The following is a 19,823-nucleotide window of genomic DNA, read 5'->3' on the forward strand; positions in this document are numbered from 1 at the left end:
CACACTGTATTTATTGTTATTGACTAGTTTCATTTATGACGGAGGCGGGGCTTTCCTTTTTATCTTTCACTACAAATAGTGTCACTATCAACCCTAAAACAAACACCAGCGAAAAGATGAAGATGGCATTGCCATAACCACCCAGTGCAGATACCAGTACACCTATAAACAATACCGCAGTAGCGGTAAACAACCGGCCTACATTAAAGCAAAAGCCCGTTGCGGTTGCCCTGATGCCCGTGTGAAATAGCTGCGGTATATAGGCTGACAGCACGCCTTGGCTTGCGCCAAAGAAAAGCCCCATTATAGCTATTTCCGAATAAACCGCACCCGATATGCTGCTATTGGTTTTGAATAATACGAACGATAACCCGGTGCAAACCGCAAAACAAAGCAGCATGGATTTGCGCAAGCCAAGCAGGTTTACCAGCCAACCGGAGAGGAAGCCTCCTATTAAGCCTCCCATTCCTAAGAATTTTATACTCATGCCGCGTGCTTTTGGCGCATCGGTAGCAATGAGGCTTTGTACCCAGGTGGGCAGCCAGGAGAAAATAGCCCAAAGCCCTATTAACATAGTGCCGAACAGCAATGAACCCACTATAACTTCGCGGCGGTTTAACGGCGAGAAAAGTGCGTTTGATGAACTTGCCGGTTTTTGCTTGTGGCTAAGCCATTGCTCCGACTCTTTTATTACAAAAAGTGCGATAATGCCCATAGCCAGTGGCACGGCGCCTATAAAGAAACCATGACGCCAGTCAGGTACATTATCAGTAATGAATCCGGAAGCAAATATCCCGATAGGAAAAGCTATGGATAGGATGCCAATAATCACCGGTTTATTTTTTTGTGGCCATATCTCGCTAATGAATGTCATCGCGATAACCATTTCCCCGCCAACGCCAAACCCGCTTAAAAAGCGGCAAAGCACAATACCCTCCCATTGGGGCATCAGCCCGGTTAAAATGGTGAAGCTGCCATAGCAGGCAATCGAATAAACCAGCGCCTTTTTGCGGCCAATTTTATCGCTCACCACCCCCCAGCTAAAACCACCTATGGCCCAGCCAAAAATGAAAGTAGCGTTTATATAGCCACTAACGCTATTGAGCTGGCTGGCGGCAACATCTCCCTGTAAATCCTTTACAACTACAGGGAGATAAACCGACATGAGGGTAGATACCGAGCCGCCCAGTACGCTGCTCACAAAGCAAATGATAAAAACAGCCGCCAGGTAGGCGGTGCTTTTTTGTGTGCGTGTGTTTTCTATTTCTATCGTTATCGCATTCATGATGTTATTATTTTAACGGGCTGTCAAAAACAAGCGCTACGTAATAGATACCGCCAATAGCAGGTGAGCCGTACGACTGCGAAATATGCTTGTTGAATATGTTACTTGCGCCAAGCTTAATGGTAGTATGCTGTGCAGGTAATTTTTTGTTCACCTGTGCATCAAACAGCGAATAAGCCGCTATGCGGCCCGGGCGGTTACCGTTAAAGGTACCGTACCAGTCGAACTGGCTTTGCCAGTGCCAGTTGATGTTGAAACCGAAGCCGTTGCTTACATTAGGGTTGCCAAAATTCATGTTGGTACTATACTCGGGCGTATTGTACTGTGCAATGTTGTTGGCGTTTGCGCTGCCCAGGTTAAAGTTCGATTTGGTGATGTTGCCACCTAATACATAACCCCTTTCCAACAGGTAGGTTAGGCCAAGGCTTACACCATGTGCCGATACTTTGTCAGATGCGTTGGTGTATAATTGATAAGCATTAACCGAACGGAGAGCCACCTGGCCCGCAGCAGCAGGGTTAACTTTACCATCGGCACCCAATACCGCGGCTGTTGGCTGTACAACTACGGTATTCAGGATAAAATCGGTGTACGAGCTATGGTAATAGTTTACATCAACCAGCAATTTTTCGTTCACTACGCCTTTGTATCCAATTTCAAATGCTTTTTGCTGCTCTGGCTTGATGTAGGCAACGTTTGATTTTACAAGCAGGTCTTTATTTTGTACCGCCGCTTGCTGAGGTGTTGCTCCACCACCTATAGCTGCACCTACAGCAGCACCAAATGCGTTTGCAGAAGCCGATGTGTAGGAATTCTCGTAAACGTTTAAGCCTTTGCTGTTATTTGGCGCACCACCCAGGATGGTGATAGGCCCTACATTGAGGTGGATGAACTGATCTACCGGGGTTGGGTTACGGAAACCGGTTTGGTACGATGCCCTGAAGTTGTGCATTGGCGTTACCGAATAAACGCCCGAGAAGCGCGGCGTAAAGCTGCCCTTAAAGTTCTGGTTCTTGTCGTAACGGATAGAGGCGGTAAGCTTCAGTTTTTCTTCGAACAGTTTTTTGCCGGCCTGCAGGAAACTGCCCCATTCGGTAATGTTTATACGGTTGGTTTTATCATCAAACAAACTGCCATTGGTAAACATTTTGTACTGGCGAAGGCTTCCACCGGCCAGCAATTCAAATACTTTAATCTGTTTGCTAAAATCGTACTGCCCGTCGGAATGGTAGAATTTGCTGTTGCTAAATACACCGGCACCGCTTAAGCCATAGTTATGGATAGAGGCATCCTTAGCAGCATCATACGCCGAAGTGCCCGGTAAAAGGCGGCCCTGGTCTGCAAAGGTGCGGGCGGCAGTATGGTTATTGCCGCTAACGCCGTTAACATTGCCGTTGAATGCCGATTCGTAACGGGTAAACCAAGTGGCATCTGCACTGGCCGGACTAACGGTTTGTCCGTTCAGGTCTTGCACCCAGGTGCGGTTGATAAACTGCCCCAGCGAGCGGGTGTTGTATGAGTCGTGCGAGTTTTCTTCTACCGAGTAGCCGCGGAAAAAAAAGTTACTGCCCTTCAATTCCAAACGGTGAGTTTGCAGCACAAAGTTATTAAGGTCGAAACGGCTGCTGCCCGTATAGCTTGCGGTACCACGGCCGTAGTTGTATTGGTATATAGCCTCCAGATTATTACTGATGCGGTATTGTAAAGCGCCGTTCAGTTTTAAGCTATAAACGCCGTAGTTCATCAGGTCTTTTTCCTCATAACCGGTGCGCGTTACCAAGCCAGCACCTACTAAAGGTTTTGACACCTCGTCGCCGTAGATGTTTAGGGCATCGCGGGCCGGATCGTTAGGGCCGCGGTTGGCTACAGGCACCAAGGGGTTTATATCGGTGTAATCGTTGGCATACCAATCAGTGCCGGTTAGGTATGATGCGTTTACCTTAAAGGCGAACTTATCGTTAAAAGATTTTGCAAAACGCAGCGCGAAATCGTATAAACCTTTTGTATCGGCAAAGCTTTCACCAACATGGTTAATGCCTGTTTTTACGGCTACTGATAAGCCCTGGTATTTAAAAGCGTCCTTAGTTTTAATAGATAACAAGCCATTGAAGGCAACCGGCCCATATAATGCTGATGCCGCACCTGGGATGATCTCTGCCGATTCTACATCCAGATCTGACGCGCCAAATTGGTTACCTACCGAGAAGTTTAGGCCCGGGGTTTGATTATCCACACCATCCACCAGCTGTAAAAAGCGCGAGTTACCGGTGGTGTTAAAACCACGGGTGTTTATTTGTTTGTATGTGATACTGCTGGTAACCGCTTCAATGCCTTTAAGGTTGATCAACCCATCGTAAAAAGTAAACGATGGGTTCTCCTTAATAGCTTTGGTGGTCATTTTTTCAATACTCACCGGCGACTGCAATATGCTTTGGTTTACACGGGTTGCGGAGGTAACTACCTCGTTAAGCATAGTGGTACGTACAGGTAAAGCCGCGCTTACGGTTTGGCTTGCAGAGTTAATGGTCACTTCCTGCTGATCGTACCCAACGGCGGTAATTATAATGGTGAACGGCAATTTTATTTTGCCTGCCGATAGGGTGAACTGCCCTTTAGAATTGGTAGTTGTACCGGCTATTTTTTCTTTTACGTTGATGGTTGCGCCGCTTAATGGCTCGTTGGTACCGGCGCCCGTTACGGTGCCCGATATTTTTACATCCTGCGCAAATATGCGCGCAGACGAAAGCAAAAGTATAATGAGTAAAAACTTTTTCATTGTTGGTTAATAGTTTAAGGGATTAGGATTTTTATGGACGAGCCATGGATGTAGCACACTCTTTGGGGAGCTACATAGCCCACAACTTTCCACGTGATTTGGGTTTAGCGAATAATTTAAACTGCCTTTTTTAAATGGTCGTAACCTTGCGGAAGCCGTGTGTAGCCATGGTTTACCAGCCTGCCTGCCAATACATCGTAATAACCGGGTTCGGCCGGTAATGATGTTGCCAGCCCGTCCACATAGCGGTTGTAAAGGCAAAACAAGGCAGCTATCAGCACAGTATCATGGATCTCCACGTCGGTTGCACCGGCTTCCTTCGCACGCGCTACAGCTTCAGCCGTTACGCTTTTGCCGCTTTCGCGTGTTTGCGAAGCAATGGTTAAAAGCGCTTTCATCTTATCGCTCACGGGGGCGGTCTCGATGTTTTGCTTTACGCTTGCGGCGGTTTCGGTTTCGCCGGCCAGCAAGTCGGCAGCGGCGGTATGGGCTGTGGTGCAAAAAGTGCATTGGTTACCGTAGGATACCACGGTGGCAATCAGTTCGCGTTCGGCCTCGGTTAGGGTTGATGGGCCGCGCAGTAAAAATTGGGTAAGCTCGCGTATTGGCTGAGCGGTACCCTTGCTATATTCCAATAAGCCGGTTATCCCCGGCAAATGGTCTTCAAGTGCTATATAAGGCATAAAAAGGATATTAAAAGTAAATGGAAAGGGGAATGAAGTACGTATGCAACGCATCAGGTGCCTGCGCGTTAGTTATCGACAGCAGCTATAGGCTCTGCCGGTATTCCCCGTAAAATTCAATTTAAGCTAATATGCCTTGTAGTTCGGGTGGCTGCCCGGGGGTGGACAGGTGAGTTGTTGGGATGAGTTGTTTAAGATCAGTATACGGGTTTTGTAAGGTCGAAGTATTTAATACAAGGTTAAAAAGCGCCACAGGGTAATTGTAGGTATTATCTACGCCCGATTTTTTAGCAACAGGTAAGTGGTTCTTTTTGGCAAGCGGGCTATCGCTTACGTTTTTGGCTGTGATGATATTTTCGCCGATGAGCCTTGTTTTTTCGTAGTTGGGGATACACATCAAAAACATGGTATCCCTTGTCATTTTTATAGCAACATAGTTGTAATCGTTATCACTTAATTTAACCTGACCGGCAATGGCCTGAAAATCGCTTTGTTCCTGTATGTGAGGTAGGTTTACAGGTACCTTTATCTCCACCAGCTCGTCGGGCTTGTACAGGCCCTTGCTAATTTGTTCGTTCGCGTAATCATCGCTATGCTTGATGAAATATTGAAACAACAGCATATACCCGCCTATATTAAATATAAGTACTGTAAGCATCGTTATCGCGAAGAACTTTTTCAATGCAAGAGGTTATGATTGGGTTAAGGTAAAAATAGTAGTTATATATTAAAAAGCAAGTTTATTATAATAATACTTCATAATATACCTTGTGCCTTCAGATTACCACTGTGATACCTAGCCGGATAAGTAGTTGGTGGGAGAAACCGCATGCATATAGCTAATAGTGGGTTAATAGCATGCAAGGCGGCAGATGGGTTTGGTGCGTGTGCAGGAACTTAATTCTTAGCCTTATTCAACCCGTCGGTACTGGATGCATCTTCGGGTTTAATAATGAGGGCCTGTTCAAAATAAACGCGGGCCTGGGCCTTGTTGCCGCTCATGAGGTAAGCCCAGCCAAGCATTTGGTTGCCATCGTAATCAAAGGGATATAGCGTAACCACTTTGGTAAAGTAGCGTGCTGCTGCATCATACTGTTTACGGTTGTAGAAGATAACTCCCGCCCAGTAATTGGCCTGCGTATTTTGCGGGTCGATCTTTAGGATGGCAGCGTATTGGGCAAGCACTTTGTCCCAACTCGCTAATAGTGACAGAGGTTTTACATAGCCGAATTTTGCTTCGAGCGCGTTGGGTTTAATGCGCACTGCTTTAGCGTAATAGCTTTCGGCCGCGGTGTAGTTTTTACTAAGGAAGTACAGCCAGCCCAGGCGCAGGTTGCTTTCGTAATCGCCATCGCTGTAAAAGGGTTTTATATCGTTGATGGCTTCGGCGTAGTTTTTTTTCGCTTCATCAGCGTAGCTGCTTTTGTAGGCGCGCTGCATGGCGGCTTCCGACTGTGCCCTGGCCTGCAACATTGCAAACAGGCAGATTAAAACCGTAAATAATTTTTTTAAAACTTCCATGTAAGTCCCCCGGTTACCGAATGTTGTTTATACTCTTGAATTTTGTAAAAATCTTTCTTTTGCTCAAACGCATAATTCAGGTGCAAAAGTACATGGCCGCTTAGCTGGTAATAAGCCGTTGCACCTGTTTTAAATGTAGCAATATCTATGGCATTATACACGTACAATGCATCTGCATCCAAATAGTTGTTTAACGTACCTATCGTTACATTGGCATCTGCCCAAAAATTACGGAACACTTTTGTGCCGACGGTTTGGCTGAATACAAATTTGGAGCCACCCTGGCGCAGCAAACTTGCCCTCGAAATAAAATATAAATGGATGTTACCCTTAGGATAAAGGCTCAACTGGGCGTTGTATTGCTGGAACGTGGTGTCGCTAATGCGGCCAAAGTTAGCGTCGGCCTGCAGTACTGCGTCGCCTGTGGCATATTTTAATCCGCCAATACCAATGTGGTTGTTATAGGTGCCTACGCTGTATTTGGTGTTGAGGTAATGATAGCCCCCGAAAACGGATAAAGCACTGCTTGCCGAATAGTTGAGTTTACCGTAGTACTCCAGCTGTTGTATGGGGCTGTTTACCAGGCTGCCAAAAAAACGGTGGTAAATATCCTGCCCAAAATAGGCGAAGGATTCGTCCAGAACAAAACGGTAGCCTAAAGTATTGGTGAAACCCAGCCGCATATAGGTGCCATTACCGCGCCGGGGATTTTTGGAAAACTTGCTACCGCCCTCGGCAGATGCGCTGATAAATTTAACCGGCGATGGTTTTGCAGTGTAGGTGCTGTCATCCAACAGGGCAAGGTGGTAGCCTGCGGCATCGGTACGGTTGAGGTACAGGTTGCAGAGGTACGCGTAATAGTTGGCGGTTTGGTTGCGCTGATCTTGCTTCAATACCTCGCGGTACTGGCTTAACGCAGTGGTGTAATTGCCGGTTATGAAATGGGCGTAAGCCATGCGCAAGTGTAGCAAAGGGAAATCCACGCCGTTTTTTAGCGACTGGTTGCCATAGCTGATCAGTTGCTGCCAGTTTCCCGCCAGGTAGAACGAGTAGCTGATGCTATCGGTTTTTGGGTAGCTATCCTGTGCACGGGCTATAGCAGTGCACAATAATAGGGTAGTTATCAGTATGAACTTTATGCCTCCCATTTTGCCTCCGTTTGCCTGCCGTTTATATCAATAGTGAATTCCGAAAGCTTGTTGTTGGTTATCAGCACATCGGCCCGCATAAATTGTTTGCTTTTGCCAAAGCCGGTTTTATAGCCAAAAGCGGTAACCAGTAAGCCATTACCAAGCGTACGGGTATAACTTTGATAAACACGTTTAATGAAATTATAAAAAGGCGATACAAGATCGTAAAGCCAAATCCCCGGGTTACCCGCCGCTATATTTACTGGGTACAGGTCCTGAGCTTTCACGTGGCTTTCTGCCGAGAAGATAACCTTATATGCCGCTAACTGAAACTTGTACAGTACCGAGGCCCGCCCGCCATAAAAGGTGGTAAAATAAAACGCCGTGTCGTTACTTACAAAGTAGGCAATATCACCGCTCTCATGATCGAAAAGATAGGTTTGATTCAATGGATCTGTAAATACTTCCCAGGTTTCGGTATGGCTGCCGGCGCTAACCCGGGCCACATACCCAGGCTGGAAGGCAAAGGCTTGTTTTAAGGCATTTGATGCATCTATATTACTCACTGTGCTTTCTGCAGCCGGCACTTTAAAGCTGGTGAATTGCGTGTTGCCTGCATTGCTTTCTTTAAAGTAAGCGAATGGATAAGCAAGGGTTTTGGAACCCACATAAGGTGTTGCCTGCATCTGGAAATGCAGATGCGGCTCGGGGGATCGGCCACTATTTCCGCATAACGCCAGGATATCACCACGTTTTACAAAATCGCCCGGTTTTACTTTGGCGCTATTTGGTTTTAGGTGCGATACTTTGCTGTACAAACCATCGGCATGTTTTATCACGACAGTGTTGCCCCAGTTTTCGCGGGTGTTTATTTCGCCGATGGAATTGTCCTCCACATGGCTTACCACGGTTTCTACCACGCCATCGGCACAGGCTAAAACGGGTTTGTTGTAGCAATAAAAGTCATAGGGTTTTTCGCCGGGGAGTTTGTAGGTGCGGTTGTCTTCGTCTTTGATCACAAAATCGAGCGCCTGGCCCCATTCTGCATTGTGGGTAATACCGCCCTCGTAGCCCTGCGAAACCGACCAGCCCCCCATAAACGGCAGAGAAAGGTTAAAGTAGCGCAAATCATTCAGGCGTTCCTGCCCATTAAGGTATTGATAGAGGTTTGCCTCGGGCGAGTAATTTTGGTAAACGGTAAGCTGCAATGCACGCGGGTGCTGCCTCAGTTTTAAAAAATACAGGATGCCTATAACAATAAGGCAAAACGGCAGCGAAAGGATAGGCAGGTTCCAATCGTCGAGCAAGCTGGTAAAAGCACCTGTGAGCAGATAAGGCAAGGGGATTATCACGATAGCTAAAAGGTACGACCTTGTAGATGGCACAATAAAAAATCCGCTCAGCGCCATGCCCGTCATCATGAAGTTAACGCCCAAATGGTAATGTCCCAAGCCATCCGGGTAAATATGGGTGAACGAATTGAACAGACATGCCGATACAAAACTCAGAACCAATAAGCTAAAACTGATACGCGAATGAATAAGCAGCCCAATGCTGATCACCAGCCCCGCAAATGCATTATCCTGAAATAAAATAGCACTTACAGCCCTAAAAAACAGCCTAACGTAATAGGGCAGGGGTACCGCGTTTAACGTGCCGAAAAGCTGGTAGGGATGGGCGCTTTCTTTTACTGATAGCTCATTTAGCAGATAGCTTTCTTTAGGTACAAGGCCCATTTGCCCGTAACCATTGGCGGCTAACAATATCAACCAAAAAACAACAACAAAAGGAAGGGATAATGCAGGTAGCCCGCGTTTTGCCAGCGTTGCAGTAAGAATAACCGTCAGCATTACCGTAAGCCCGGTAGCCACCATCAGCCAAACGCAAAATGCCATATTGAAATGGAAGAAGCTGCCAAAGCCCAGCCCGGTGAGGATGGCATTAAAGGTGTACAAACCGGATTGTGTGGTATCGTGCCGGTAACCCGAGAGCTTAAGCAAAGCCAGCGAGCCGCAAACTGCAGCCAGCCCCGCTGCCCCGGCAACCGGATTGAAAAAGGAAGTAACCAGCAGTAGTACCGCCAACACATTATGCTGCGAAAAAAACACAATGGAATAGCTGTTGAGCAATGCCTGTACAAATAAGAGTGTTTGTTTTTTCACAGCGATATTCAATACTATACAGTTTTAACTTGCTGCAAATGCACAGGGGACACCTCGGGCATTTCCAGATACTCCAGCGTTTCCGCTTTGCGGATGAGGTGCGGCTGGCGGTTTTCATCAATCAAAACCACAGCAGGGCGCATGCTAATGAACTGCATCCATTGCGTCATGTTGTAAGCACCTACTTTATGTACCACCACGTTGTCGCCGGGTTCCATCGCAGGCAGGTTTACGCTTTCGCGGATCACGTCGATATTCATGCAAAGCGGGCCGTAAAGCACCACATTGTCGATATGCTGCGAAGCATCCTGCGCGGGACTGATCTTATGATCATACCAAAGGGACGTGAACAACGTGTTGATGCCAAAATCCATAATAAGGGAACGGCGGCCATCGCTTAGGCGTTTGTTGGCAACCACGCTGCCCAGCAGGTAACCGGCATCGTCTATCAGTACCCGGCCGCTTTCCAGTATAAGTAGCGGGAGTTCTTCGTGTTTAAAACCGGCATTGAGTAGGGTGGTGGTGATTACTTCTGCAAAATCATCCACAGAAGGTACGGTATCAACACCGGGCAAATAAGCGCCTTTTAACGTATTAGTTGACGGAAAACCGCCACCAAGGTCGAGGTATTCGATGGGGTTATTCAGCACGGTTTTGCATTGGATGGCCAGTTCGCTCATTTTCGCGGCGGCAATGCCATAAGCCGCAGTGGAGAGCATGAACGTGCCGATATGGCAATGTAAACCCACCAACTGCATTTTGCCCGAATTAATAACTTTTGTGATAGCACTCCAGGCCTGCCCGTTCTCGTAATTAAACCCAAACCTGTCCCAAACGGGGTAAACGCCGGTATCCATATTTACGCGGATAGCCACACGGGGCTTTTTATTTTGTTCTTCGCAAAGCGATATAAGGGTGTACAACTCGTCGAAGTGATCGATGTGAATTAAGGAATTATTATTAATAGCCAGCAACAGGTCATCGGTGCTTTTTTGCGGGCCATTAAAAATAATATGCTCGCCCGTAACACCATTGTTTAGCGCCTTGCGGTATTCAAAGCCAGATACCACCTCCGCCCAGCTACCCTCCTGATGAAAAATACTGCAAACGGCATTTAAGTAATTGGTTTTATAGCTCCACGCAAATTGTACTTTGGGGTAACGCGTTTTAAATGCACGCACTGCCGAGCGATAATTGCGTCGGATCTGTTGTTCGGAAAGTACGAAGAGCGGCGAGCCAAATTCTTTCACCAGGCTTTTTACAGTAACGCCATTAATATCGCGCACTGTTTCCGCCTCGTTCTGTGTACCGAACTTGTTCATCAGCCCGGTATTCATCTTTTTGATGAAAGGGCGTTCGTATTTTAGCTTTTGCGTCATTCCGGTTAAATATTATAGTTCGCCAAAGGCAGAAAATTGCTGAAACTCGCTCACGTCGGCCACATGATCCAGCGCGTAGCGGATAAACATTTTGCCTACTTTGTATTCAGTAAGCGGTTCAACAGCTTCGCCCAATGCCATCTTTACCAAAGCCTCGGGTTGGTTTTGCCCCGCAGCGGCTGTTAAATAAATCCATGCCGGGAACCGGGGGTTTATCTCCATAATAAACAGGTCTCCGGCTTTATCCTGCATCAGTTCAAGCTCAAAACCGCCATTCCATTTGCTTGCGGCGGCAAATTGCTGTGCAATGGCTATTAGCTTGTCTTCGACAATGGTTATACCCGCCCAGGCTTTGCCTTTATCGGTAATATATAGTTTGCGCATCGGTATTACGCTTAAAGCATTGCCTTTGCCATCGGCAAGCCCGGCAACGTTTATTTCTGTGCCTTTTATAAATTGTTGCACAATAATGGGTGTGCCCCACTTGGCGCTGAGGCGATAAAAAGCGTTTTGCGCCTGGCCGGCGGTATGGGCTATTTCCGCCTCGTAAAATTTGCCCTTTATTACCAGCGGAAAGTTCAACTCGTCTCCCGCGTTGTATAATTCGTCCGCATTAAAAATGCTGAGGCTTTTGGGCACATTTAATCCATGCTGCTTGCCAAATACTGCGAGGCTGGGTTTGCTGCATGCTTCCAGTTGATTGTGTGTAGGCAGTACGGTATTTATCCCAATTGTTTTTAATTCGGCCTTTATTTTGATGAAATTATGTAATTCCGCGTCGAAATTGGGAATAATAAGATGCATATTTTCCTTCGCTTGAATGGCTTGTAACCGTTGTGACAATGCTTCAGAACCGGCAGAAGGATAAGGGATGTGGTAAGTTTTATCTACCAAATTGTGCAGGTAAATGCCCGGCTCTAAAGATTCGTAAGCAAGCCCAACAATGCGTACATGCGGGAAAGCATCCTTTAATGCCCGGATGACCGCAATGCCCGGACCGGGGTTTTCGGTTGCGTTTAAGCCGGTAACGCCAATTACCAATGGTGCATCAATTAGCGCAGCCATATTACTTAGCCTCCAAAAGGTTGGCGTCCTTCAATTGCAGCATCCAGTCTTCCCAGTCGCGCTCTAAAGCGGTAGCTTCCACGTCATAGGTATTCAGGATCTCCAGTTTTATCTCAGCGTCGGTTTTACCGGTTTTCATCAATGCCAAAATAAAGGCAGCAATGGGGTTACTGGTGTACGAATCGCCGGTGGCAGGGTTAAATATAAACCCGTTATCACTGGTAGCTATGTTGGCTTTAAGTTTCACGTAAAAAATATATCAAATATACAGTGTTTTAATTTCGGATGTTCGATTTCGGATTTTTAGCTTTTACAGGCCTACGAGTAGTACCTGCAAGGTATATTTGAATTGCAAATCAAATCCTATATCCGCAATCCCAAATCCGAATCAATCTCCCTGCCTCTCCATATTGCGGATAAGCGCCGGTAATTTATTACTAAATATCAGTAATAAGATGGCTGCAAGCGTTAAAATTAATTCGGGTATCCCTAAACCGTACATCTTTATAAGTTTAATACATAAAGGTGATGCAAAATGCCACCTACCCCATGAATGTGTCGGCGAATGGCTTTAATGTATAGATGAATGGGTCAGAAGTTTTTTGCCCACGTGCGGACAGATTCCGTATAACTTTCGCCGATCGGGAGTTCAATATCCGCCAGCTTTAGTTTGCGGTTATGTATGGATTTTACTTTGTTAACGGCTATAACGTAGCTGCGGTGAATGCGCTTAAATTTATCCACGGGCAGTTTTTCCTGTGCTTTTTTTAGCGACATGAGCGTAAGCACCGGCTTTGGCTGCCCCGTTAGATGGATCTTTATGTAATCCTCCATGCTCTCCAGGTATTCTATCTCCGCCGTATTTACCTTCACCATCCGGTATTCCGAGTACACGTAGAAGCTTTCCTCCACCGCGGCTGGGTTAGTGTTGTTCTTATAGTTGTAAAACTCCACCGCCTTTTCTGCCGCCTTGGTAAAACGACTAATATCGATTGGTTTTAGCAGATAATCCAATGCTTCCAACTCAAAACCTTCAAATGCGAAATTTTTATAGGCGGTGGTGAAAATAATGATGGGTTTACTGGCGAGCGAACGCACCAAATCGATACCGGTAATATCGGGCATATTAATGTCTACAAAAAGCAGATCTACCGGGTTGTTTTTGAGGTATTCGGCACCGCTGATGGCATCCTCGAAGGAACGTACCAGTTGCAGGTATGGGAAACGGGAGATATATTCTTCTACCAAACTGAGCGCCAGCGGCTCATCATCAATGGCAATACATTTTAATTTCGTCATGGAGTTTGTTTAGCTCGTTAGTATCAGTTTTACCTTAAAAACGCCATCTGCTTCTTGTATGTTTAAAATATGTTTTTCGGGATACAGGTGCGATAACCTTTGTTTTGTATTGGCAATGCCGATGCCACCAGTGCGGTCTGTTAGTGTGGAGGTGCGCTCGAACACTGCATTTTCGCACTCAAATGTAATGGCATCACCGGCTACGATTATTTTAATGCTGATGGCGCTGTCGGTTTGTTTACTTACGCCGTATTTAAAAGTGTTTTCTACAAAGCTCATTAAAATAAGCGGTGCTATTTTTTGGTTGGTTACTTGGCCTGCTATATTAAAATTGACGGTGGTTTTGCGCCCCAACCGTAGTATTTGCAGGTCTACGTAGTTTTTGATGCAGTCGAGGTCTTGTTGCAGGGGCACGAAATCCTGCGTAACATCATCGGTTACGTAGCGCATAATGTTAGAGAGCTTCATGATGCTTTCTGAGGTATGCGGGCTGTTCATCACAGAGAGCGTGTAGATATTGTTGAGCGTATTGAACAGGAAATGCGGGTTGATCTGCGCTTTGAGGAAGGAGAGTTCGGCGTTCACCTTTTCGGCTTCGGCTTTAATTACCTTTTGCTCGGTAGTTTGCCATTGCTCTACCGTGCGGATAGAGAGCCCCAGCGCGATGATAATGCCAAAGAGAAACAAACTCACAATATCGATATTGCTGGAGTGCTGCCAAATACCGGCAGCAGGGGCGGGCTTAGCCTCGGGCAGCTGCATGCGCAGATCCTGGTGAGGCAGCGGACCGAAAGGGAGAGATTTATCGCCCGGGCCGTGCACAATACTATCTGCATTATGCGAAGGGATAGCCTTAAGTGAATCGGCAGCCTGTTGGCGGGCAATAGCGTCCATTTGTTCCTGGAAACGCGGATTGTGCACCAGTAGTTTATCAAAAGGCTGCAGAAAGTAAACGAACCCGAAAAGTATGATGATAAATAGGCCGTACACCCAACGCCTTTTCTTAAGGAAGAAGGAGGGAATAAGGTACCAGAGATTAAAATAGAATAGGGTAAGGTAAGTGAGGCAGAATAGCCAGTAATAGGGAGAGGAAAGCAAGATCCAGGCACCGCTTTGCTTGCTGCCGGTGCTTAAAAACAACACCGGCAACACCAGGAACAGCAGCCAGCCGGTAACGTGTATAAGGATGTTGTTTAATTTGAAACGCAGCATTGAATTTAGATAACCCCTTGTTTTGGCATTGCTAATTGCCGAAAATAAGTAATAATGTTAATGATTTGCAAATATGCGCATCTGTAAAAGGCGGGTAGGGAGATAATCGGCTAACGGGAGATATGTGTCGATTAATTATTGAGAGGAGGGTAAGGGGAATTAATATCGAACACCGAATGTCCAATATCGAATAATGAAGTTTAAAACCCGGCTCGCGATTAATTACAACGCAGGCAGAGGTTTTTTATCCGGTGATACAAATTGAGTTTTGGCTTTGTCGGAGTAAAGTAATTCATCCGAATAATAATTCGACAAGAACTTTTTGGAGATACCCAGTCCGGCATTAGCGGCTACAAATTCCTGCCAGCTTTTGTGGGCTTTATGCTGCATTAGTGCTGCTATTTTATTGGCAAATACCACGGTGATAGTGTGGTGGAACTTCATCCCGCCGGCGTATTTGGCATCGATGCCTTTGATAGCTGTGCTAATGTGTTGCAGGGCCATCTCCTGGTTAAACCCATTCAAATACAACCACGCCATGCGGATATGTGCCTCGTGGGTAAACAATTCCGGGTTGATGGTGACGGTTTCTATTTGATGGAGAAATTGGCTGTTGCTTAAGTCTGCGTGGTGCATAGTTCGGTTTTCAGGGATGCAAAGGTAAATATCAGGTGCCTCTTTCACAACAGAATGAACTAGGCGATGTCCTTAGATCAGCTTATTACTCACCGCTATTTTCACCAGCGCAGCCGTGTTTTTTACTTTGTATTTGGAGAGCATGTTTTTGCGGTGAAATCAATAGTGGTAACATCCACAAAGAGGGTCTCGGTGATCTTCCAGTTGGTGTTGCCTCAGACGATAAGTTCGAGCACTTCCACGGCGCGTGCGGGTGGGATGGCTGGCAGGAAATTCGGGGTTGCCGAATATTTATACTGAGTGACTAAAAATGGGTTTTGCCTTTCGTTGGGGCTTTTACGTATTTAAGAGTTGGACCTAAAGTGTTTATATCGCAGCTGATAATACCATTCAACAATGCAAACACCATCACTCCAGCTTAATTTACCGTCGGCGGCTAATTGCGAGATCAATACAGAGAGATTATGCAAATAAGCATTTTTGATTTCACCATCCAGATTCTGCAGCGCTTTAATGGCGCATTTGGTGATTTCCTGCTGGTTGGTTGAAGAATTGCAATTCTCAGTCAGTTTTAAATTGGTTAACAGTATTGGGAGCGCCGTGCGCAATGCTTGTTTTATTTTGTCGTCGGTATCACCAGGGATAATCTCTGTTAATACATCCGCCAAGGGCGAATCAACAAAGTTCTTGATGTTTTCGGTGATAATTACACCCAGGTGTACGGCTATTTTAATTGTAGGCGGCAGTTTATTAAATAAAGAACGGATGCTATTCCAAAGTCTGGCTAAAAAGGAGATGATGCTCATTGTTTGCCTGATTTAATGTTTTCAACTTCGCGCTGCAAAAGTGCAACCCAAAATTCCGCATTGGGGTTATAATCGATAAAAATCCGTTTGCTGGTGCGCAGGGCAAGTTCGTTGTATACTTCCCAATCTATGCCATTAGCTTCATTTACAAACAGGTAATCCCGCTTGCCCGATTTAGCGTCCTGGGCGTCCCCGTAGCTTTTAAATTCAATAATACTTTCATTAGTAAACTCAAACACGCGGTCGGTTTTATTATAGTTCTTCACACTGCGCATAAACACCGCAGAGGTTTTATGAATCTTTAAGGCATCGCGCAGGGCACCGGCTTTCAGGTTAGGGATATCCTGCCCTACCACGGTTATCACCAATGTTTCGGCGGCAGCAAGCGCAAACAGCACCTGCAAAATTGAATAGGTTTTACCAGAACTTGTGCCACCCTGGTTTACAATTACGTGTGAAGTAGCCGTATAATTATTTTTAAATATAGCGGTTGTTCTCATTTTAGGGTATTTACTTGCTGGCATAGTTTAACAGTTTGAGGTTATATGATTACGTCCTTTTCGTTACCCGATACTTGCGGGCCGGCATTAAGCACTTCTATCCGTAATTTTTTTGGCGGGGGAGCAGCTTGCTGTGCGTTGGCAGTATCGGCCCAGCCCATGCAGCGCAGGGCAAACATGGCCCCCGTGGGGGCGGCATGGTGCAGTTTTTTCTCGTACTCGGCCTCGATCCTAAGGCGCGCTTTACGCAGAATTTTTCTGTGCTTTCCCTTTTGTTCGTAAGCAACAAAATCATCCATACTGGTAAAGCCTATAAAAAGCGCCATCCCGGTTAGCAGGGCAGGTTCGGGCTGCCTGTCCCACACCACCTGAGAGGTTATGCTTGTCTCGGTTTTTTTGATTTTTGCTGGTGTTGCAGCTTCAAGGTGGTACTCGCCCTGTATATGGCGGAAATAGCCCTCAATGCGATCAGTTAGATCGCTAACATTGAATAAAAATAGCATGAGTTTTAATTTTATGAATGAAATGCCGATTGGCATAAATCATATACAAATATAGCGAATTGATTTTACAATTGCTAATAATTTTAGAAATAAAAATATTTTAAGTTATCCGGCATGAGCGAATTTTCAGTTATGAGGGTTTAGGGTTGCAATTTTTTTATCATCTGCAAATTCGCACAACTTAAATATACCCCTTGTCACTTACTCGCTCCTTAAACTTTTTACCGGGTTGGCTATGGCTGCTTTAATGGCCTGGTAGCTGATGGTACTTATCGCGATAACAACGGCGATGGCTCCTCCGGATACAAATATCCACCAGCTCAATTCTATCCGGTAGGCAAAAGACTGGATCCATTTACTCATCACAAAGAATGCAACGGGTGAGGCGATAAGGATGGCGATAAACACCAGGTTCACAAAATCCCTGGATAACAAGGCGGCTATCTGCGTAACCGATGCTCCCACAACTTTACGGATGCCGATCTCCTTAGTACGTTGTTTTACACTGAATAGCGCCAGGCCGAATAAACCGAAACAGGCAATAGTGATGGCCAGAGTAGTGAAAACCGCGAACAACTGCCCGAATTTGATCTCGGCATCATACTGCTGGTTAAAGCGCTCGTTTAAAAAGGAATATTCCAGCGGCCGCTGCGGTACCATATTCTTCCATAGCTTTTCAATATCGGCAACGGTTTGTTGCACGTTGGCGGTGTTCATTTCAACAGAAAACAACCTGAAATTGCCCGGTAATACGCGTATGGCCAGGGGCTCGATGGGCTTTTGTAACGATTGGAAATGGAAATCTTTATAGACACCAATAATACGTCCGTCGGTAGGGTACATGCCAACTTTTACGCCTATAGCCTCGCTGGCATTGTTAAAACCAAGCTTGCGCAGCGCAGTTTCATTAATGATCATCGACTCCGAAGTATCGGCAGCAAACTGTTCTGATAAACCGCGACCGGCTATCATCGGGATGTTATACTGTTTCATGAAGCTGAAGTCGGTTAAAAATATGGGCAATTCGGCATGGATGGTATCACCTGTTCTTTTGGCAAAATCCATCGACCATCCCCCCGGATTGGTTACTCCCGGTACGTTTGATGATGCTGAGACCGATCTTACGCAGTTTACCCGCATCAGTTCGTTCTTCAGCAAGCGGTATTGTTTCTGTACCGTGTTATCGCCTTCAAAATTAATCACCATGGTTTGGGATGGCTTAAAACCAAGGTCGTGCTTTTGCATGTACTGCAATTGGGTGTACACCACTATGCTGCTGATGATGAGGATGATGGATATAGAGAATTGGAAAACAACCAAGCCTTTACGGATAAATACACTCCAGGCCGATGATTTTAAATTGCCCTTTAACGCCGTAATGGGATTAAAGCCCGAAAGGATAAAGGCCGGGTAACTGCCGGATAATAAGCCTACCACTAAAAAGATAGCACATAACGCCAGTATATGCGCCGGGGTGAAGAATTCAAATGCGATAAGCTTGCCCGCAAACTGGTTGAATGTTGGCAGTAACATGAACGATATAAAAACGGCGATGCCCAGCGCAATGCCGGTCATCAAAAACGATTCAATAAAAAATTGAGTTACTAACTGGCTGCGGGTTACACCGTTCACCTTTTTTACTGCCACCTCTTTGGCCCGTTCGGCTGCACGGGCAGTTGACAGGTTGATAAAGTTGATACACGCTATCAGCAGGATGAATACCGCAATGGCGCTAAATACATAAAGGCTGCTGATGCTGCCGGTTTTACCTACCTGGCCATCGCGGTCGCTGTGCAGATAAATATCTGTTAGCTTTTCTAAACTGTAATGATGTTTGGTAGTTGCGGTGTTGGCCTTGTGGCGATTGGCAAAAGCATCAAACTGGCTGGCCAGCTGATCTGCATTGTAGTTATCTGGCAGCAGGATATATGTCCAGAAGTTGTTGGAATACCAGTTGCTGAAAAGCCAATCGTACCCCGAATCTTTTTTCTGGGCGGTTGCCATGGATATCAGGATATCAAAATTAAAATGCGAGTTTGCAGGCACATCCCGCATAACGCCTGTAACGCGAAAGCCCTTCCCATCAAACAATAGGGTTTTACCGATGGCATCGGCCTGTCCGAAATATTTGGTTGCAGTTTTTTGAGTGATCACCACACTCATAGGCGTGCTCAAAGCAGTTTGGCTATCACCATTTATCATACCCAGATCAAATACATTAAATATGCCGGCATCCGCAAAAAACACATTCCGTTCTTCAAAAAGCTTGTTCTCATATTTAACCAGGCTTTCGGCATTAATAAACCTTACGGCTTGCTTTACCTGCGGAAAATCGTTAAGCAGGGCGGGGGCTATAGGGCCGGCGGAGCCGGCGCCATGCTGCATTAAAGCATTAGTTTGCTTATCATCCACCACGCGGTAAATGTTGCCGGCCTTGGTGTTAAACTTATCGTAGCTTAACTCATTTTGAATGTACAGCGCCATTAGTACAAAAGCCGTTAAGCTTACCGCCAGTCCGCCAATGTTTATTGCCGAAAATGTTTTGGTACGCACCAGGTTACAAAAGGCGAATTTTAAGTGGTTGGCAATCATGGTTTTGTGTTTGTTGTTAAGCGTTATAAAAGATAGAGCCAACTTTATGCCATGTTGTAAGTGTTTGTTTTGTAAGTAGTTGTGTAATTAACTATGTTAAATATGTTCGGTTACGTTACACTTTGTGTGCGTGGCCGATACACCCAATTAGGAATATAAATAAAATAACGGCTCGGGTTTTTTTTAACCATTTGGTAATCAATAAAAATAGGTGTAAAAAACACACCAATAAAGCAAACCTTTTGTTTGCCATATACGTTTACATAAATAGTTA

The 19,823-nt window shown here is 45.8% G+C and carries 17 protein-coding genes; all 17 read right to left on the bottom strand.

Going from position 1 to position 19,823, the window contains the following annotated elements; all coding sequences use genetic code 11:
- Nucleotides 1-16: 16 nt before the first annotated feature.
- The 17 genes from IDJ77_RS15225 to IDJ77_RS15305 all read right to left on the bottom strand — a co-directional run bounded on the left by IDJ77_RS15225 (nt 17) and on the right by IDJ77_RS15305 (nt 19,549).
- Nucleotides 17-1,285 (bottom strand): MFS transporter, encoded by a 1,269-nt coding sequence (locus IDJ77_RS15225; RefSeq protein ID WP_191189823.1) that lies wholly within the window; start codon nt 1,283-1,285, stop codon nt 17-19.
- Between the two features lie 7 nt (nt 1,286-1,292).
- Nucleotides 1,293-4,061, bottom strand: a complete 2,769-nt coding sequence (locus tag IDJ77_RS15230; RefSeq protein WP_191189824.1) for a TonB-dependent receptor — start codon at nt 4,059-4,061, stop codon at nt 1,293-1,295.
- 116 nt (nt 4,062-4,177) lie between these two features.
- Nucleotides 4,178-4,744: a carboxymuconolactone decarboxylase family protein gene (locus IDJ77_RS15235; RefSeq protein ID WP_191189825.1), complete on the bottom strand. Its 567-nt coding sequence runs from the start codon at nt 4,742-4,744 to the stop codon at nt 4,178-4,180.
- A 121-nt stretch (nt 4,745-4,865) separates the two neighbouring features.
- Nucleotides 4,866-5,426 carry a hypothetical protein gene (locus tag IDJ77_RS15240; RefSeq protein ID WP_191189826.1) on the bottom strand — a complete coding sequence of 187 codons (561 nt, stop codon included), beginning with the start codon at nt 5,424-5,426 and terminating at the stop codon, nt 4,866-4,868.
- A gap of 215 nt (nt 5,427-5,641) precedes the next feature.
- Nucleotides 5,642-6,265, bottom strand: coding sequence for a tetratricopeptide repeat protein (locus IDJ77_RS15245; RefSeq protein ID WP_191189827.1), 624 nt, complete (start codon nt 6,263-6,265; stop codon nt 5,642-5,644).
- Nucleotides 6,253-7,374 (bottom strand): tetratricopeptide repeat protein, encoded by a 1,122-nt coding sequence (locus IDJ77_RS15250; protein ID WP_191189828.1) that lies wholly within the window; start codon nt 7,372-7,374, stop codon nt 6,253-6,255. The genes IDJ77_RS15245 and IDJ77_RS15250 overlap by 13 nt, the downstream gene beginning before the upstream one ends.
- Before the next feature lie 26 nt (nt 7,375-7,400).
- Nucleotides 7,401-9,557: an urea transporter gene (locus tag IDJ77_RS15255; RefSeq protein WP_191189829.1), complete on the bottom strand. Its 2,157-nt coding sequence runs from the start codon at nt 9,555-9,557 to the stop codon at nt 7,401-7,403.
- A 14-nt stretch (nt 9,558-9,571) separates the two neighbouring features.
- Nucleotides 9,572-10,936 (bottom strand): type III PLP-dependent enzyme domain-containing protein, encoded by a 1,365-nt coding sequence (locus IDJ77_RS15260; protein ID WP_191189830.1) that lies wholly within the window; start codon nt 10,934-10,936, stop codon nt 9,572-9,574.
- Between the two features lie 12 nt (nt 10,937-10,948).
- Nucleotides 10,949-12,001 carry an ATP-grasp domain-containing protein gene (locus tag IDJ77_RS15265; protein WP_191189831.1) on the bottom strand — a complete coding sequence of 351 codons (1,053 nt, stop codon included), beginning with the start codon at nt 11,999-12,001 and terminating at the stop codon, nt 10,949-10,951.
- Nucleotide 12,002: 1 nt separating this feature from the next.
- Nucleotides 12,003-12,248: a PqqD family protein gene (locus IDJ77_RS27670; protein ID WP_191189832.1), complete on the bottom strand. Its 246-nt coding sequence runs from the start codon at nt 12,246-12,248 to the stop codon at nt 12,003-12,005.
- Between the two features lie 344 nt (nt 12,249-12,592).
- Nucleotides 12,593-13,300 carry a LytR/AlgR family response regulator transcription factor gene (locus IDJ77_RS15275; RefSeq protein ID WP_191189833.1) on the bottom strand — a complete coding sequence of 236 codons (708 nt, stop codon included), beginning with the start codon at nt 13,298-13,300 and terminating at the stop codon, nt 12,593-12,595.
- A gap of 9 nt (nt 13,301-13,309) precedes the next feature.
- On the bottom strand, nt 13,310-14,512 hold the full coding sequence (locus IDJ77_RS15280) for a sensor histidine kinase (protein ID WP_191189834.1): 1,203 nt from the start codon (nt 14,510-14,512) through the stop codon (nt 13,310-13,312).
- Between the two features lie 222 nt (nt 14,513-14,734).
- Entirely contained in the window at nt 14,735-15,148 is a 414-nt protein-coding gene (locus IDJ77_RS15285; RefSeq protein WP_191189835.1) for a hypothetical protein, read from the bottom strand.
- Nucleotides 15,149-15,492: 344 nt separating this feature from the next.
- Entirely contained in the window at nt 15,493-15,954 is a 462-nt protein-coding gene (locus IDJ77_RS15290; protein WP_191189836.1) for a hypothetical protein, read from the bottom strand.
- Nucleotides 15,951-16,454: a P-loop NTPase family protein gene (locus IDJ77_RS15295; protein ID WP_191189837.1), complete on the bottom strand. Its 504-nt coding sequence runs from the start codon at nt 16,452-16,454 to the stop codon at nt 15,951-15,953. Before IDJ77_RS15295 ends, IDJ77_RS15290 begins: the two co-directional genes overlap by 4 nt.
- A gap of 41 nt (nt 16,455-16,495) precedes the next feature.
- Nucleotides 16,496-16,957, bottom strand: a complete 462-nt coding sequence (locus IDJ77_RS15300) for a terminase small subunit (protein WP_191189838.1) — start codon at nt 16,955-16,957, stop codon at nt 16,496-16,498.
- Nucleotides 16,958-17,158: 201 nt separating this feature from the next.
- Complete coding sequence (locus IDJ77_RS15305) at nt 17,159-19,549, bottom strand: ABC transporter permease (RefSeq protein WP_191189839.1); 2,391 nt, start codon at nt 19,547-19,549, stop codon at nt 17,159-17,161.
- Nucleotides 19,550-19,823: the final 274 nt, after the last annotated feature.

Source organism: Mucilaginibacter pankratovii (assembly GCF_014773265.1).
Taxonomy (GTDB): domain Bacteria; phylum Bacteroidota; class Bacteroidia; order Sphingobacteriales; family Sphingobacteriaceae; genus Mucilaginibacter; species Mucilaginibacter pankratovii.